Origin of the sequence: Achromobacter deleyi (assembly GCF_013116765.2) — a bacterium.
Classification (GTDB): domain Bacteria; phylum Pseudomonadota; class Gammaproteobacteria; order Burkholderiales; family Burkholderiaceae_B; genus Achromobacter; species Achromobacter deleyi_A.
Genome location: NZ_CP074375.1, coordinates 3,142,649 through 3,158,104, shown reverse-complemented (window position 1 = coordinate 3,158,104; position 15,456 = coordinate 3,142,649). Strand labels below are relative to the sequence as shown.

The window sequence follows — 15,456 nt, the reverse complement described above, 5'->3', positions numbered from 1 at the left end:
ATGAGCCAGAACCAATTCCATTCCTTGAAGGTGGCCTCCGTGGCGCGCAATACGCGCGATGCCGTGGTCGTGACCTTCGACCTGCCCGAGGCGCTGACGGAAGAGTTCGCCTTCCTGCCCGGCCAGTACCTGACGCTGCGCACCCAGCTCAACGGCGAAGAACTGCGCCGTTCGTACTCCATCTGTTCCGCGCCGCACGACAAGCTGCTGCGCGTGGCGATCAAGAAGGTGGACGAGGGCACGTTCTCCAGCTGGGCCAATCACGAACTGCAGCCCGGCCAGACGCTGGAAGTCATGGCGCCGGCGGGCAATTTCACCGTCGACTTCTCACCCGAGAACCAGCGCCACTATGTGGCGTTTGCGGTGGGCAGCGGCATCACCCCGGTGTTCTCGCTGGTCAAGACGGCGCTGTCGACCGAACCGCGCAGCACGTTCACGCTGTTCTTCGGCAACCGCGCGTCCTCGGCGGTGCTTTTCCGCGAAGAGATCGAAGATCTGAAGAACCTCTACATGGACCGCTTTTCGCTGGTCTACGTCATGAGCCGCGAAACCCAGGACATCGAGCTGTTCAACGGCCGCCTGGACGGCGACAAGGTCGACCAGCTCATGTCGGCCTGGATGAGTCCCGAGGATATCGACTACGCTTTTGTCTGTGGCCCGCAGACCATGACGGAAAGCGTGGTCGAGCGGCTGCAGGCCCGCGGCATTCCGAAGTCGAACATCAAGTTCGAGCTCTTCGGCGCGCCCAAGGGGCCGCGCGGATTGCGCACCGGCCAGGACGCCCGCCAGGCGCCCGGCAAGGGCCAGTGCGAGGTCACGGTGGTGCAAGACGGACATAGCCGCATGTTCGTCATTGAAAAGAACAAAGATAGCGTGCTGGACTCGGCGCTGGCGCAAGGGATCGAACTGCCGTATTCGTGCAAGGGCGGGGTGTGTTCCACCTGCCGTTGCAAGGTGATCGAAGGCGAGGTGGACATGGATGCCAACTTCGCCCTGGAAGACTACGAAGTGGCGCGCGGTTTCATCCTGAGCTGCCAGAGCTTCCCGGTCAGCGACCGCCTGGTCATCGACTTCGATCAGGAAACCTGACCCGGCCCGCGCCTGGCAGAAATTCATATCCATTTGGAGAGACGAGAGTGTCCCAGAAATTTTTCGAACGCCACCAGCCCCTGCTGGAACAATCCCTGGCTGCCGCCGCGCTGCGCGGCTACTGGAGCCCGTTTGCCGAGTCGCCCAGCCCGCGCAACTATGGCGAAACCGCCAACGATGACGGCCGTGCCGCCTTCGAAGCCCTGCGCGGCAAGCCCTTTCCGCTGAACCTGCATGATGCCGACGGCACGGTGGGCGGCGAACAATCCCCCTACGGTTTCGACCTGGGCATCACCTATCCGCATGTGCCGCCCGCCAAGCTGATCGCGGCGTCCATGCGCGCGCTGGAGGACTGGCGCCGAGCCGGCCCGCGCGCCTGGGTCGGCGTGTCGCTCGAAATCCTGGCCCGCCTGAACAAGCTCAGCTTCGAGATCGCCTACGCCGTTCAGCACACCACCGGACAGGGCTTCATGATGGCCTTCCAGGCCGGCGGCCCGCATGCGCAGGACCGCGGCTTTGAAGCCGTGACCTACGCCTGGCAGGAAATGTCGCGCATTCCCGGCGTGTCCATCTGGGAAAAGCCGCAGGGCAAGAACGATCCGATCCGCATGGAAAAGCAGTTCACCGTGGTGCCGCGCGGCGTGGCGCTGGTGATCGGCTGCTCGACCTTCCCGACCTGGAACGGCTATCCCGGCATGTTCGCCAGCCTGGCGACCGGCAACACCGTCATCGTCAAGCCGCATCCTGGCGCGATCCTGCCGCTGGCCATCACTGTGAAGGTGGCGCGCGAAGTGTTGCAGGAAGCAGGGTTTGACCCCGACGTGGTGCAACTGGCCGCGCATGCGGCCGGTGACGATACCGCGCAGAAGCTGGCGCTGGATCCGGCCGTCAAGATCGTTGACTTCACCGGCAGCACCGCCAATGGCGACTGGCTCGAAAACAATGCCCGCCAGGCGCTGGTCTACACCGAGAAAGCCGGCGTGAACCAGGTCATCATCGACTCCACCGCCGACCTGAAAGGCGTGGCTCGCAACCTGGCGTTCTCGTTGGCCCTGTATTCGGGCCAGATGTGCACCGCGCCGCAGAACATCTACGTGCCACGCGACGGCATCAATACGCCGGAAGGCCGCGTCAGCTTCGACGACGTTGCCGCCGCGCTGGGCGTGGCGCTGGAAAAGGTCAGCGCCGATGCGGCCAAGGCCGTCGAACTGACCGGCGCCATCCAGAACGAAGGCATTGTCGAACGTATCGAAAAGGCGCGCGCGCTGGGTCTGCCCGTGGTGGCCGACAGCAAGACGCTGGCTCATCCCCAGTTTGAGAACGCCCGTGTCCGCACGCCGCTGCTGCTGCGCACGGAAGCCGGCAACGCCGCCATCAGCCAGGAATGGTTCGGCCCCATCGCCTTTGTGGTGGCCACCGATTCCACCACCCACAGCATCCAGCTGGCGCGCGACAGCGTCATCAAGCATGGCGCCCTGTCCCTGTCCGCCTATACGACGGATGACCGGGTGGCCGAGCAGGTGCAGGACGCGGCGGAAGTGTCCGGCGTGTCGCTGTCGCTCAACCTGACGGGTGCGGTGTTCGTCAACCAGACGGCGGCCTTCAGCGACTTCCATGGCACCGGCGCCAATCCGGCGGCCAATGCGGCGCTGTCCGACTCGGCATTCGTCTCGAACCGCTTCCGCGTGGTGCAAACCCGCCGGCACGTCTGAGCAGGGCGCCCACATGAGCTATCAGGATATTCAATTCGATCTGTCCGGCGGCATCGCGCGCCTGACGCTGAACCGCCCGGACAAGCTGAACAGCTTCACCGCCAACATGCATGCGGAAGTGGCTGACGCGCTGACGCGCATCGAGACGGAAGGCGCGCGCGTGCTGGTCCTGACCGGCGCGGGCCGCGGCTTCTGCGCGGGCCAGGACCTGAGCGAGCGCAAGCCCGCCGCGGACGGCACGCCGCCCGACCTGGGCGAGACCGTCGACAAGTTCTACGCGCCGCTGGTGCGCCGCCTGAACGCCTTGCCCATGCCCGTCGTGGTGGGGGTGAACGGCGTGGCCGCGGGGGCGGGGGCCAACCTGGCGTTCGCGGGCGATATCGTCATCGCCAAGGCCTCGGCCAACTTCATCCAGTCGTTCTGCCGCCTGGGCCTGATTCCGGACACCGGCGGCACCTTTGCGCTGCCGCGCCTGGTGGGCCGCGCCCGCGCCATGGGCCTGGCCATGCTGGGCGACAAGCTCAGCGCCAAGCAGGCGCAAGAGTGGGGCCTGATCTGGCAATGCGTCGCGGACGAGGAATTCGACGCCGAACTGGACCGCCTGGCCCGGCATTTCGCGGCGGCGCCCACCAAGGGCCTGGCTTTCACCAAGCGCGCCCTGCAGGCCAGCCTGGGCAATGACCTGTCCACGCAGCTCGACCTGGAGCGCGACATGATGCGCGAGCTGGGCCGCAGCGCGGATTACGCCGAAGGCGTCGCCGCCTTCCTGGGCAAGCGTGAACCGCAATTCAAGGGGCAATGATGAGCGCACACGTTCCCCCCGTTGAAGTGCCGGCCGATCCCCAGGAACTTGCGCAAGCCGTGGGTTCCGTCATGTATGCGGGCGATGCGGCCACGCAGGGCCTGGACATGAAGATCGAGGAAATGGCGCCGGGCTACGCGCGGCTGACGATGCGAGTGCGCGCCGACATGCTGAACGGCCACAAGACCTGCCATGGCGGCTTCATCTTCGCCCTGGCCGACAGCGCTTTCGCGTTCTCCTGCAATTCCCGCAACGTCAGCACCGTGGCGTCCGGATGCACGATCGACTACCTGGCGCCCGGATTCGAGGGCGACATGCTGACCGCCGTGGCCCAGGAGCGTTCGCTGGCCGGCCGCACTGGCGTCTACGACGTCACGGTCACCAACCAGGACGGCCGCAACGTGGCCCTGTTCAGGGGCCGTTCCTACCGCATCAAGGGCCAGATTGTCGGAGTGCCGGCCGACGCTTGACCGCATAGCCCAACCAAAGAGAAGGCCGCCGGCCGGGCCGCGCGCGGATTGGACCCGCGCCGCCCGGGACGGGGCGTAGAGAATTTCAGGAGAGACATCATCATGCCCAACACCATGAGCAAGCCGGGACTGGATCCCATCGAGCATGCCAGCCAGGATGAGCTGCGCGCGCTGCAGCTCGAGCGATTGAAGTGGTCGCTCAAGCATGCCTACGAAAATGTGCCGCACTACAAGAAAGCGTTCGACGAAGTCGGCGTGCATCCGGATGACCTGAAGCAACTGTCCGACATCTCCAGGTTCCCCTTCACGACCAAGAAGGAACTGCGCGAGAACTATCCGTTCGGCATGTTCGCCGTGCCACGTGAACGCATCTCGCGCATCCATGCGTCCAGCGGCACGACCGGCAAGCCGACCGTGGTGGGCTATACCAAGGGCGACCTGGACAACTGGGCCAACCTGGTGGCGCGCTCGATCCGCGCCGCGGGCGGCAAACCCGGCGACACGGTGCACGTGGCCTACGGCTACGGCTTGTTCACGGGCGGCCTGGGCGCGCATTACGGCGCGGAACGCCTGGGCTGCACGGTCATCCCGATGTCGGGCGGACAGACCGAAAAACAGGTGCAGCTGATCAACGATTTCCGTCCGGACATCATCATGGTCACGCCCTCCTATTTCTGCAATATTCTGGAAGAACAGCGGCGGCAGGGCATTGATCCGCGTCAAAGTTCGCTGCGTATCGGCATCTTCGGCGCCGAGCCGTGGACGGGCCAGATGCGCGCCGACATCGAGACCGAAGCCGGCATCGACGCGGTAGACATCTACGGCCTTTCCGAAGTGATGGGGCCGGGCGTGGCGAGCGAATGCGTCGAGACCAAGGACGGCCCGGTGGTGTGGGAAGACCACTTCTACGCCGAGATCATCAATCCGGATACGGGCGAGCCCGTGGCCGAAGGCGAGGCCGGCGAGCTGGTGTTCACGTCGCTGACCAAGGAAGCGATGCCCATCGTGCGCTACCGCACGCGCGACCTGACCCGCTTGCTGCCGCCGACCTCGCGCAGCATGCGCCGCATCGGCAAGATCACCGGCCGCAGCGACGACATGCTCATCGTGCGCGGCGTGAACATGTTCCCCACGCAGGTCGAAGAGCTGGTGCTGAAGATTGCGCAGCTGGCGCCGCACTACCAGCTGGTGCTGACGCGCACGGGCAACATGGATGAGCTGGAGATCCTGACCGAAGTGCGCGCGGAGTTCTCGGGCCTGTCGGACGCGGACCGCGCCAACCTGGGCAAGCAGCTGCAGCACGCGGTCAAGACGCACATCGGCGTGAGCGCCCGCATCCAGGTGTCGGACGCCGGCCAGGTCGAGCGCACCTTGACCGGCAAGGCGCGTCGCGTGATCGACAGGCGGCCGAAGTAGGTCCCCGGGGGAAAGCCCCCCACGCCGCCTCGCTTTGCCGCTTGCTGCTCCCTGGAGGGCAGCCGCGGCGGCAGGGCGGCTATTCAGGCCTTGCGCCGCGTCCCATCCCGCCTGTTGGGGCCTGTCGCCCCACGGCGCGCACGATGCGCCGATACCAGTAGTGCAGCAGGGCGGCGGACAGCGCCAGGCCGACCATGGCCATCAGCCACATGCTGCCCGCCCCTTCGGGCGAGCCGGGCACCAGCTCCCCGCGCAATCCGTCCAATCCGCCGCGGCCCGGGCCAAAGCCGAACCACCAGCCGCCGACCAGGCCCACTCCCGCCAGCGCCACCATCTGCAGCAGCAGGGGCACCACGGCCACTTTATAGGCGCGCAACAGGTAGGAGTTGATGCACTGCATCGAGTCGAACAGGTGGAACAGCGGCAGGACCGCCAGCAGCGCGGTCGCGACGGCCGCCACCTCGGCGTTGTCGGTGTAGGCGGCCAGGATGAGCGGGCGGCCGGCCAGCAGCACCGCCGACGTCAGCAATGCGCCCATCAGGCCCAAGGCAAGTCCCGCCATGCCGGTGCGATGGGCATGCGCAAGGTTGCCGGCGCCGATGGCTTGCGCCGTCAGCGCGGCGGTGGCGACGCCGAGCGCCATCGGCATCATGTAACAGAGCGCGGCCAGGTTCGACATGATCTGGTGGCCGCCGGTCACGAAAGTGCCTTCGCGCGCGACCAGCAGCGCCATGAACGTGAATGCGGACACTTCGACCAGATAGGATCCCCCCATGGGGAGGCCCAGGCGCAGCAGTTCCTTCAGCGCCTTCCAGTCCGGTTTGCCGACCCGGAGCTGGAAACGGCGGTAGTAGCGATCGCGCGTGATCACCCACAGGCCCAGCCCCAGGCTCATCCACGACACCACGGCGGTGGCCAGTCCGGCGCCGGCCGCGCCCATCGCGGGCAGGCCCAACGTGCCGTAGATGAAAAGCCAGTTGAATAGCGCCTTGAAGCCGATGATCGACAGGTTGATGGCCATGACCAGCTTGGGCCGGGATACCGCGGTGCCAAGCGCATAGATGGTGCGGAACACCAGCGCGGCCGGCAGGGCCAGCACCAGCGCCTGCAGATAGGAGGCGATGCGGTCGCGCACCCCGGGGGCGACTTCACCCGACATGGACAGCCACACGTCCGGGAACAGCATCAGGATCGCGCCTACGACGGACAGGCCCAGCGCCAGCCAGACGCCTTGGCCCCAGCTGCGGCCGACTTCAAGATTGTTGCCGGCGCCGAACTGCTGGGCCAGGATCGGGATCAGGGCATGCACGACGCCCATCAGTCCCACGAATATGGTGATGTAGATGGACGCGGACAGCGCCATCGCCGCCAGGTCGTCGGGGCTGGAGTGGCCCGTCATGGCGGTGTCCAGCACGCCGAACGAAATGCTTGCCCATTGGCTGATCAGCACGGGCCAGGCCTGCTTGAGGATGCCGCGCAGGGTGGCGCCGAAGGTCATCGGCGCCATTGGCGCGGGGGTCATTGCTTGGCGCCGACCCGCAGCAGCCGGAACACTTCCTGCCGGTCGGCGCGGCGGCCGCCTTGCCACAGCACGTCGGCGCCGTCGCTATACGCGGAGGTGTTGTCGCGCAGGCTCTGGTTGCTGGTCTGCTGCAGGACCAGCGTGCAGCGGGCGTCGAACGTGAAGGACAGGTTATTGAAGATCAGGAACGACGCGCGCTGGCCGCTGCCCAGACTCAGCCCGCGCACGCATTCGCCGGGGCGCTTGTGCTGCTCAAGCGCCTGCGCGAGTTGGCCCGAAACGGTGCGGTAGCTGCGGGCGTAGTCCACCGCCGGCTGCCATAGCAGCACCAGCAGGATCCATGTGGTGGTCAGTCCGCCGGCCGACAGCACGGTGCCGCGCCACAGCGCTTGCGGACGCACACGCAGCCGCCACACCACCAGCGCGACCCAGGCCAGGGTGAAGAGCACGGCCAGGGCGAAGGCCACCCAGGAAATGACGGGCTCGTAGCCGGTGGTCTGGCGTCCGATATTGCGGGAAATCTGGGCCGGCCACTGGAAGTGCAGGGCCACCCAGCCAAGCCAGACGGTGGCCGCGGTCAGCGAAAAGCACATGACGGCGAACCAATCGAGCGTATTGACGACCCCGCGGCGCAGGGTCGGCAGCGAGAACGCGCCCAGTACCGCGCAGGGCACGGCCAGCAGCACGTACTCGGCATCCGAGGCTTGTTCCTGTATGAACAGGATCAGCGCCGAGCAGACCAGCAGCATCAGGGGCAGCCAGATATGCGGCGCATAGATCCAGGCGCGCCAGCGCCAGATGGCCAGCAGCGCCAGCGGCCAGGTGGGCCACAGATACCAGGGCAGGTCGCGCAGGGTGCGCCCGGCGTCGTGCCAGGAGGGCACCGCGAAGGACGACAGGTTCCAGGTCTTCCAGTTGCGGATCCAATACTCGCTGCCCTGGCTGGCGGGAATCCACCATGCCAGGATCAGGGCGGCGGCCAGCAGCGCGGCCCACAGCGCCCAGCGCTTGCATTTCCACAGCTGGCTGCGGGGATAGAAGGCGAGGGCCGCGCCGATCATGATGGGCAGGGCGCCGACCCAGCCGCGCGTCAGGAAGCTTGCGGCCAGCGCAATCCCCAGCGTGGTGGAGCCCGTGATGGGGCGGTCCACGGTGCGTGCCAGTGAATAGAAGGCCAGCGCCTGGCACGCGATGATGGCGGGCACGACGGTGGTTTCGTGGGTGCGCTGCAGGATGCCCACCGTGGCCAGCAACAGGAGCAGCGCGGCGTCGGCCAGCATGCGGCCATAGTCGCGCGGTTCGGGCTCGCCGCCGAACGGCAACGCCAGCGGCTGGGCTTCCGGGCGGCGGCCAAGCAGATAGGTGCCGTACCAGACGCTCGCGGCCGTGATGCCGAACCACAACAGGTTGGGCAGGCGGCCGGCGGTGATGTCACCGATGAAGGGGCCGAACAGCCAGATGCAGATCGCGCCGACCCACGTGATCAACGGTCCTTCTTCGGCGTGGGCCAGATGCCCCACTTGCGGCAGCAGCCAGGTGAGTCCGCCTTCGCGGATCGTCGTGATCATGGTCGCTAGTCCGACCGCGTCGTCCGTCTTCCACGGGTCGCGCATGAACAGGCCGGCCACGATATAGGCCAGTGCCAGGCCCAGCAGGATGAGGCGGGGCAGTTTCGCGGTGGCGACCGACGTCAGCCGGGCCGGAGTGGAAATAGAAAGAGGGGACACGGGCGTTAATGTAACCGAGTGATCAGAATGCGCCAGCCCTAGACCGTGAATAAGCCGGCAAGGGGGGAAAAAAAAGCAGCCCGAAGGCTGCCTTTTTGCTGTGACTCCCGCAGGAGCGACAGGATCAGGAAGCGGACTTGACCGTGCCGGCCGTACGGGCGAAGCGGGCGCGGAACTTTTCCACGCGGCCGGTTTCGACGATACGCGTCTGGGCGCCCGTGTAGAACGGGTGCGATTCGGAGGTCACGTCGCACTTGAAGAGCGGGTACGTCTTGCCATCGATTTCGATGTTTTCGCGCGTGTGGACGGTCGAACGGGTGATGAACTTGTTGCCCGTTTGCAGGTCGGCGAAGACGACTTCGCGGTATTCGGGGTGAATGCCTTCTTTCATGGTGCTTTCCTAGACTCTCTTGAGTCTTTCTCAAGTTGTTAGGGTCGCCAGCTAGGCACGCTGAAATATCCCAAAAGACGGGATACCTGCGGATAACGCTAGCCACGTATCCAAAAAGTAACCCCAAATTCTAGCATGGGAAATTTCCACGGGCTAGCCGCGAAAGACGTGCCCGATAGGGCCGGCTCCGCGGAAAATAAGGGGACGGTTTGGCGTCCTGCTATCAAAGTTCGGTGCGCAGCTTCCAGATCTCCGGGAACAGCACCACGTCCAGCATGCGCCGCAGGTAATCCACCCCAGAGGTGCCGCCCGTGCCGCGCTTGAAGCCGATGACCCGCTCGACGGTCGTGACGTGGCGGAATCGCCACAGGCGGAACGCGTCCTCCAGGTCGGTCAGCTTTTCTCCAAGCTGATACAGGTCCCAATAGCGGTCGGTCTGGCGGTAGACCGCCAGCCAGGCGGCTTCGACGCCTGCGGAAGACTGGTAGGGCTGCGTCCAATCGCGTTCCAGGCGGTCGGCGGGCACGTCAATGCCGTGGCGGGCCAGCAGCCGCAGCGATTCGTCATAGAGCGACGGGGCTTCGTAGGCGCTTTGCACCTGGGCCAGCAGGTCAGCACGATGCGCATGGGGCTTGAGCATGGCTGCGTTCTTGTTGCCCAGCAGGAATTCGACCTGGCGGTACTGGTAGCTCTGGAATCCGCTGGAGCGCGCAAGGTAAGGGCGCAGCGCCGAATACTCGGGCGGCGTCATAGTTGCCAGCACGTCCCACGCATGGACCAACTGTTCCATGATCTTGCTGACCCGGGCCAGCATCTTGAAGGCGGGCTGAAGGCGGTCGGCTGCCAGGTTGGCGATGGCCGCGCGCAGCTCGTGCAGCATCAGCTTCATCCAGAGTTCGCTGGTCTGGTGCTGGATGATGAAGAGCATCTCGTTGTGCTCGGGCGACAGCGGGTGCTGCGCGCCCAGCAGTTCGTCCAGATGCAGGTAGTCGCCATAGGTCATGTCGCGCGCGAAGTCGAGCTGCGCCTTTTCCTGGTGGACGATGTCTTCGGGGCGTTCGGTCTGGCTCATGCGCGTCCTCCGTGGGCGGGGGGCGCGGCGCGGCGGGCGGATGCGGGCAGTGCGCGCCAGTCGGGCGCGAAATCGTTTCTCATGGTCGTGGTTCACAAAGAGGAGCGGCCGAGTCCTGTCAGCCGCTCCAGAGCCGGCGAATCAGCCTACAGCTCGCGCAAGACCGCGCGAACCGGGCTGGCATCAGCCTGGACCAGCGCCAACGGCAGTGCGATCAACTCGTAATCGCCTTCCGGCACCTCATCAAGCACCAGGTTCTCCAGTACCCGCATGTCGTGCCGCAAGATCGTGTGGTGGCTGTCCAGGGTCTTGCTGGACGCGGGGTCGATGCTGGCCGTATCCAGCCCGATCAGCATGACGCCGCGTTCGGCCAGCCATTCGATCGTCTGGGGCGCATAGGCCGAGAAATCGTCGGTCCACCAGTCTTGCGCGGCATGCTTGGCGGTGCGCACCAGCACGCGCGGCGGCAGATTGAGGGCGGCATGCGCCAGGTGGTCCGGGGTGATCAGCGGGCCGCAATCGATGGCATGGATGACGCGGCAGGGGCCCAGGAAAGGTTCGAGCGAGACCGCTCCGATGGCCGCCGCCCCATTTTGATAGTGCAGCGGGGCGTCCGCATGCGCGCCGATGTGCGGCGACAGCGTGATCTCGCTGACATTGACCGGACAGCCGGGCGCGAGCGACCACTTCCATTGCTGGCGGTACGGCGTGTCGCCTGGAAAAACAGGCGAAGCCGTGGAGACGGGCGGGGAAATATCCCACAGGCGTTTCATGTCGGGCGCAATAGAGTCGCGGGGGCGGAATTAGGTTAAGCCTAAAGCAATAACGGACGGTAGTCTAACGAATTCCGGCGCGCCTGGGGGTCACAGGCAGCCCAGTTCGGCCAGGGAGACCACGGTGCCCCCGGCCACGATCAGGTGATCCACCAGTTTGACGTCCACCAGCGCCAGGGCTTCCTTCAGGTGCCGGGTGAAGCCATGGTCGGCGGCGCTGGGTTCGGCCAGGCCCGACGGATGGTTATGGGCCACGATCAGGGCGGCTGCGTGGTGGCGCAGCGCCTCGCGCACCACTTCCCGGGGGTAGACGGCGGCTTGCGACAGCGTGCCGCGGGCCAGTTCCCCGGTGGCGATCAGGCGTAACTGGTTGTCCAGGTAAAGGGCGATGCAATGTTCCACCTGCTGGTGCGCCAGCGCGGTCTTGCAATATTGTTTCACTCGTGCCGGGTGATTCATCGGGCTGTCGCGGGCCAGGTCTTCCTCGAGGGCCCGGCGGGCCAGTTCCAGCAGGGCGGCCAGCGTGCAGGCCTTGGCCGACCCCAATCCGGGAATGGTCATCAGCTCCTCTGGAGGGGCGCCCAGCAGGCCCCGCAGCCCCCCAAATCTGTCCAGCAGATTGCGGCACAGATCCACCACGTTCAGGCCCGGAATGCCCGTGCGCAGCGCGATGGCGAGCAGTTCCGCGTCCTGGAGCGGGGCGGTCCCGTGGCGCAAAAGCCGCTCTCGGGGACGCTCATGTTTTGACAGCCGGACGGACAATTTCATAAGAGGCTCTAAAATCAAGGTTTACCTAATCTCCATACGGTGGCAGATCTTGAGCATCGCCTCTAACGAAGTGAACGTTTTGGTCCGTCCGGATTCCTACCTGACGCTGCATTACCGGATCACCCTGGCCTCCGGGCCGGGCAAGGATTCCGTGTTTGCCAATACCTTCGACGGCCGGCCCGGCACGCTGCAAATGGGCAGCGGCCAATGGGCGCCCGGCCTGGAGGCGGCCTTGATCGGCCGCGCCGAAGGCGATCGGTTCAGCGTCACGGTGGCCCCGGCCGATGCCTATGGCGACCGCAACCCCGAACTCATCCAGCGCGTGACGCGCGCGATGCTCGCCGAGCACGCGGGCGCGGACGCCACATTCGAGCCAGGCGACCTGGTGGAATTCGCCGCGCCCAACGGCGGGCGGTATTCCGGCGTCCTGAAAGAAATCGACGATGAGTCGGCCCTGTTTGATTTCAACCACCCGCTCGCGGGCATCAGCTTGCAAGTGGACGTGGCGCTGCTGGGAGTTCTTTGATGAGCCAGGCCGTAACCGCCCCCGACGCCGAAGTCCTGCTGGCGCAACCGCGCGGCTTCTGTGCGGGCGTGGATCGCGCCATCGATATCGTCGAGCGTGCGATCGAGCTGCATGGAGCCCCGATCTACGTGCGCCACGAGATCGTCCACAACCGCTATGTGGTGGAGGATCTGCGCGCAAAGGGCGCCATCTTCATCGACGAACTGGATGATGCGCCCGCGGGATCCATCGTCGTGTTCTCGGCGCATGGCGTGTCCAAGGCGGTGCGCGCCGAGGCGGAATCGCGCGGACTTCAGGTGTTCGACGCCACCTGCCCGTTGGTCACCAAGGTGCATATCGAGGTGGCCCGGATGCGCGCTGCCGGCCGCGAGATCATCATGATCGGCCACAAGGGCCATCCCGAGGTCGAGGGCACCCTGGGCCAGGCTCAGGGCGGCATGTATCTGGTCGAGACGGTGGACGACGTGGCCAGCCTGCAAGTGGTTGACCCGGAAAACCTGGCCTACGTCACGCAGACCACGCTGTCGGTGGATGACGCGGCGGCGGTGTCGCAGGCGCTCAAGGCGCGCTTTCCCAGCATTGCCGAGCCCAAGAAGAGCGATATCTGCTATGCCACCCAGAACCGCCAGGACGCGGTCAAGGTGATGGCGCCGGAATGTGATCTTGTTCTGGTCGTGGGCAGTCCGAACAGCTCCAACTCCAATCGCTTGCGCGAAGTCGCCGAACGCAAGGGGGTCGCCTCGTATCTGATCGACGGCGCGCACTCCATCGATCCGGCCTGGCTGGTCGACCGCAAGCGCATCGGCGTGACGGCGGGCGCCTCGGCGCCGGAGATCCTGGTGCAGCAGGTGATCGAGCGCGTCAAGGAATTGGGCGCCGTCTCGGTGCGCAAGATGGCGGGGCTTGAAGAGAACGTGGCGTTCCCGCTGCCCAAGGGCCTGTCCCGCAAGGCGGCCAAGACGGAATCGCTGGAATGAACAAGCGCCGCCCGGGCGGGCGGCGCCAGAAGAATATCAAGGAGACTTCATGCAGTTGTACAGCTACTTCCGCAGCTCGGCCGCGTACCGGGTGCGCATTGCCCTGAACCTGAAAGGCCTGCCGTACGAGTATCTGCCCGTGCATCTGCTGAAGGACGGCGGCCAGCAGTTGTCCGCGGATTATCGCAAGATGAATCCGACGGCGCTGGTCCCCACGCTGGTCGATGGCGATGCCGTCATCGGGCAGTCGCTCGCCATCATCGAATACCTGGAAGAAACGCATCCCGGGACGCCGCTGCTGCCGGCCGACGCCATCGGCCGCGCCCGGGTACGGGACCTGGCCCTGGGCATCGCCTGCGACACCCACCCGCTCAACAACCTGCGCGTGCTGAAGTATCTGAAGCACACGCTGGGCGTGGACGAAGCCGCCAAGACCGCCTGGTACAAGCATTGGGTGCATCAGGGGCTGGAAGCCCTGGAGGCGCAACTGGCCCGCTCCAGCGCCACGGGCCGCTTCTGCCACGGCGATACGCCTACCATCGCCGATCTGTGCCTGGTGCCGCAGGTGGCCAATGCGCAGCGCTTTGACTGCGACCTGTCGGCCATGCCGAACGTCGTGCGCATCGACGCGGCTTGCCGGGCGCTGCCGGCATTCGAGGCGGCCGCGCCGGGCAGGCAGCCCGACGCGGAGTGATGCGCGGGCCGGTTTAGCCGACCTGCACCGGCACGAAGATCTTGTCCTCTCCGCGCTGGACCAGCAGGGCCACGGTCTTGCCCGCCTTGGACAGCTCTTCCTTGACCTGCCCGATGTTGTGCACCGGCACGCCATTGAGGGACAGCAGCACGTCGCCCGGCTGAATGCCGGCCTTGGCGGACGGTCCCGCCGATCGCTCGATCAGCAGGCCTTCGGAACCCGACGACTGCTGCTCCTGCGGGCTCAGGGGGCGCAGCGCCAGGCCCAGTTGTCCCGGCCGCACTTCCTGGTCATCCGCCGAAGCCTGCGTCTTGTCCTTCGGGGCGCCGCCCAAAGTGGCGACAAGTTCCTTCTGGGCGCCGGCGCGCCACACATCCAGCTTGATCTTCTCGCCGGGCGCGGCCATCGTGATGGTCGAGGCCAGGTCGCCCGAGGACACGATGGTCTTGCCGTCAATCTTGCGCACCACGTCGCCCGGCTGCAGGCCGGCCTTTTCGGCCGCGCTGCCCTTCTCAATGCTGGACACCAGCGCGCCCGAGGGCGAATCCAGCTTGAAGGAGTTGGCCAGGTCCTGGTTCACTTCCTGCACCGTCACGCCCAGCCGGGCATGCTGCACCTTGCCGTGCTCAACGATCTGGTCCTTGATCTTGTAGGCCAGGTCGATGGGAATCGAGAACGACAGGCCCTGGAATCCGCCGGTGCGGCTGTAGATCTGGGAATTGATGCCCACGACTTCGCCGCGGTCGTTGAACAGCGGGCCGCCGGAGTTGCCGGGGTTGACCGCCACGTCCGTCTGGATGAAGGGAACCGAGGTGTCGTCGGGCAGCGAGCGGCCCTTGGCGCTGACGATGCCCGCGGTGGCGGTGTTTTCCAGGCCGTAGGGCGAGCCGATGGCCAGCACCCATTCGCCCACCTGCAGCTTGTCGACGTTGCCCACCTTCACCACCGGCAGGTTTTTCGCTTCGATCTTGATGACGGCTACGTCGGTCTGCGGATCCGCGCCCAGCACCTTCGCCTTGTACTCGCGCCGGTCGGTCATCTTCACGGTCACTTCCTTGGCGTCCTGGACCACGTGCGCATTGGTCAGGATGATGCCGTCCTGGCTGACGATGAAGCCGGAGCCTTCGCCGCGCATCGGCACTTCGCGCGCGGGGGCGCGGCCGCGGGAGCCGGGGATCTGGCCGAAGAACTGCGCGAGGGGGTCGTCGCTGTCGGCGGCGGACACCTTGCGCGTGCCGCTCACGCTGATGTTGACCACCGCCGGACCGAAGTCGCGTGTGATCTGCGCAAAATTGGGCGGGCTGGAGGTGCTGATCGCCTGTGAGGAGGGGGCGACGGCCGGCGCGTCGGCCGCCATCGAAACGCCGCCGGTCAAGGCGGTGGCGCCCGCGCCGCCAATGGCGCCGGCGGCCAGCAGCGCCAGGACGAGGCGCGAGGGTTTCATTTGCTTGGTCTTCATGTCGGCTCCTGCGTTCATGTTTAAGGACATGGCGCTATCTTCGGGCCTGACACTTAGG

General features: G+C 66.0%; 15 protein-coding genes. 8 read left to right on the top strand and 7 right to left on the bottom strand.

Annotated features, from left to right (window positions below):
- The 5 genes from paaE (at position 1) to paaK (ending at position 5,489) form a co-directional block, all read left to right on the top strand.
- Positions 1–1,089: a 1,2-phenylacetyl-CoA epoxidase subunit PaaE gene (paaE, locus tag HLG70_RS14190; protein WP_171663364.1), complete on the top strand. Its 1,089-nt coding sequence runs from the start codon at positions 1–3 to the stop codon at positions 1,087–1,089.
- Between the two features lie 47 nt (positions 1,090–1,136).
- Positions 1,137–2,801, top strand: a complete 1,665-nt coding sequence (gene paaN / locus HLG70_RS14185) for a phenylacetic acid degradation protein PaaN (protein ID WP_171663363.1) — start codon at positions 1,137–1,139, stop codon at positions 2,799–2,801.
- A 13-nt stretch (positions 2,802–2,814) separates the two neighbouring features.
- Complete coding sequence (gene paaG / locus HLG70_RS14180) at positions 2,815–3,603, top strand: 2-(1,2-epoxy-1,2-dihydrophenyl)acetyl-CoA isomerase PaaG (RefSeq protein ID WP_171663362.1); 789 nt, start codon at positions 2,815–2,817, stop codon at positions 3,601–3,603.
- Positions 3,603–4,073, top strand: a complete 471-nt coding sequence (paaI, locus tag HLG70_RS14175) for a hydroxyphenylacetyl-CoA thioesterase PaaI (RefSeq protein ID WP_171663361.1) — start codon at positions 3,603–3,605, stop codon at positions 4,071–4,073. The genes paaG and paaI overlap by 1 nt, the downstream gene beginning before the upstream one ends.
- 102 nt (positions 4,074–4,175) lie before the next feature.
- Positions 4,176–5,489 carry a phenylacetate--CoA ligase PaaK gene (paaK, locus tag HLG70_RS14170; protein WP_171663360.1) on the top strand — a complete coding sequence of 438 codons (1,314 nt, stop codon included), beginning with the start codon at positions 4,176–4,178 and terminating at the stop codon, positions 5,487–5,489.
- A gap of 79 nt (positions 5,490–5,568) precedes the next feature.
- Here the strand turns inward: paaK and HLG70_RS14165 are convergent, their stop codons facing one another.
- The 6 genes from HLG70_RS14165 to radC all read right to left on the bottom strand — a co-directional run bounded on the left by HLG70_RS14165 (position 5,569) and on the right by radC (position 11,742).
- On the bottom strand, positions 5,569–7,011 hold the full coding sequence (locus HLG70_RS14165) for an MATE family efflux transporter (RefSeq protein ID WP_171663359.1): 1,443 nt from the start codon (positions 7,009–7,011) through the stop codon (positions 5,569–5,571).
- Entirely contained in the window at positions 7,008–8,738 is a 1,731-nt protein-coding gene (locus HLG70_RS14160) for an ArnT family glycosyltransferase (protein ID WP_171663358.1), read from the bottom strand. Before HLG70_RS14160 ends, HLG70_RS14165 begins: the two co-directional genes overlap by 4 nt.
- 124 nt (positions 8,739–8,862) lie before the next feature.
- Positions 8,863–9,129 carry a type B 50S ribosomal protein L31 gene (locus HLG70_RS14155; protein WP_057284973.1) on the bottom strand — a complete coding sequence of 89 codons (267 nt, stop codon included), beginning with the start codon at positions 9,127–9,129 and terminating at the stop codon, positions 8,863–8,865.
- Positions 9,130–9,352: 223 nt separating this feature from the next.
- A complete protein-coding gene (gene kynA, locus HLG70_RS14150) occupies positions 9,353–10,201 on the bottom strand; it encodes a tryptophan 2,3-dioxygenase (RefSeq protein WP_171663357.1) in 849 nt (282 codons plus the stop codon).
- A gap of 146 nt (positions 10,202–10,347) precedes the next feature.
- Entirely contained in the window at positions 10,348–10,974 is a 627-nt protein-coding gene (gene kynB, locus HLG70_RS14145; RefSeq protein WP_171663356.1) for an arylformamidase, read from the bottom strand.
- A gap of 90 nt (positions 10,975–11,064) precedes the next feature.
- Positions 11,065–11,742 carry a RadC family protein gene (gene radC, locus HLG70_RS14140; RefSeq protein ID WP_171663355.1) on the bottom strand — a complete coding sequence of 226 codons (678 nt, stop codon included), beginning with the start codon at positions 11,740–11,742 and terminating at the stop codon, positions 11,065–11,067.
- A 49-nt stretch (positions 11,743–11,791) separates the two neighbouring features.
- Here radC and HLG70_RS14135 point away from each other — a divergent pair, with 49 nt between their 5' ends.
- From HLG70_RS14135 to maiA, 3 genes are read left to right on the top strand one after another with little or no spacing between them, the layout of a single operon-like run.
- Positions 11,792–12,268: an FKBP-type peptidyl-prolyl cis-trans isomerase gene (locus HLG70_RS14135; protein ID WP_171663354.1), complete on the top strand. Its 477-nt coding sequence runs from the start codon at positions 11,792–11,794 to the stop codon at positions 12,266–12,268.
- Positions 12,268–13,245: a 4-hydroxy-3-methylbut-2-enyl diphosphate reductase gene (gene ispH, locus HLG70_RS14130; RefSeq protein ID WP_171663353.1), complete on the top strand. Its 978-nt coding sequence runs from the start codon at positions 12,268–12,270 to the stop codon at positions 13,243–13,245. Before HLG70_RS14135 ends, ispH begins: the two co-directional genes overlap by 1 nt.
- Positions 13,246–13,294: 49 nt before the next feature.
- Positions 13,295–13,939, top strand: coding sequence for a maleylacetoacetate isomerase (gene maiA, locus HLG70_RS14125; protein ID WP_171663352.1), 645 nt, complete (start codon positions 13,295–13,297; stop codon positions 13,937–13,939).
- A 13-nt stretch (positions 13,940–13,952) separates the two neighbouring features.
- On the opposite strand, the gene HLG70_RS14120 is transcribed toward maiA, so the two are convergent.
- Positions 13,953–15,398, bottom strand: coding sequence for a DegQ family serine endoprotease (locus HLG70_RS14120; RefSeq protein ID WP_171663351.1), 1,446 nt, complete (start codon positions 15,396–15,398; stop codon positions 13,953–13,955).
- Positions 15,399–15,456 lie beyond the last annotated feature (58 nt).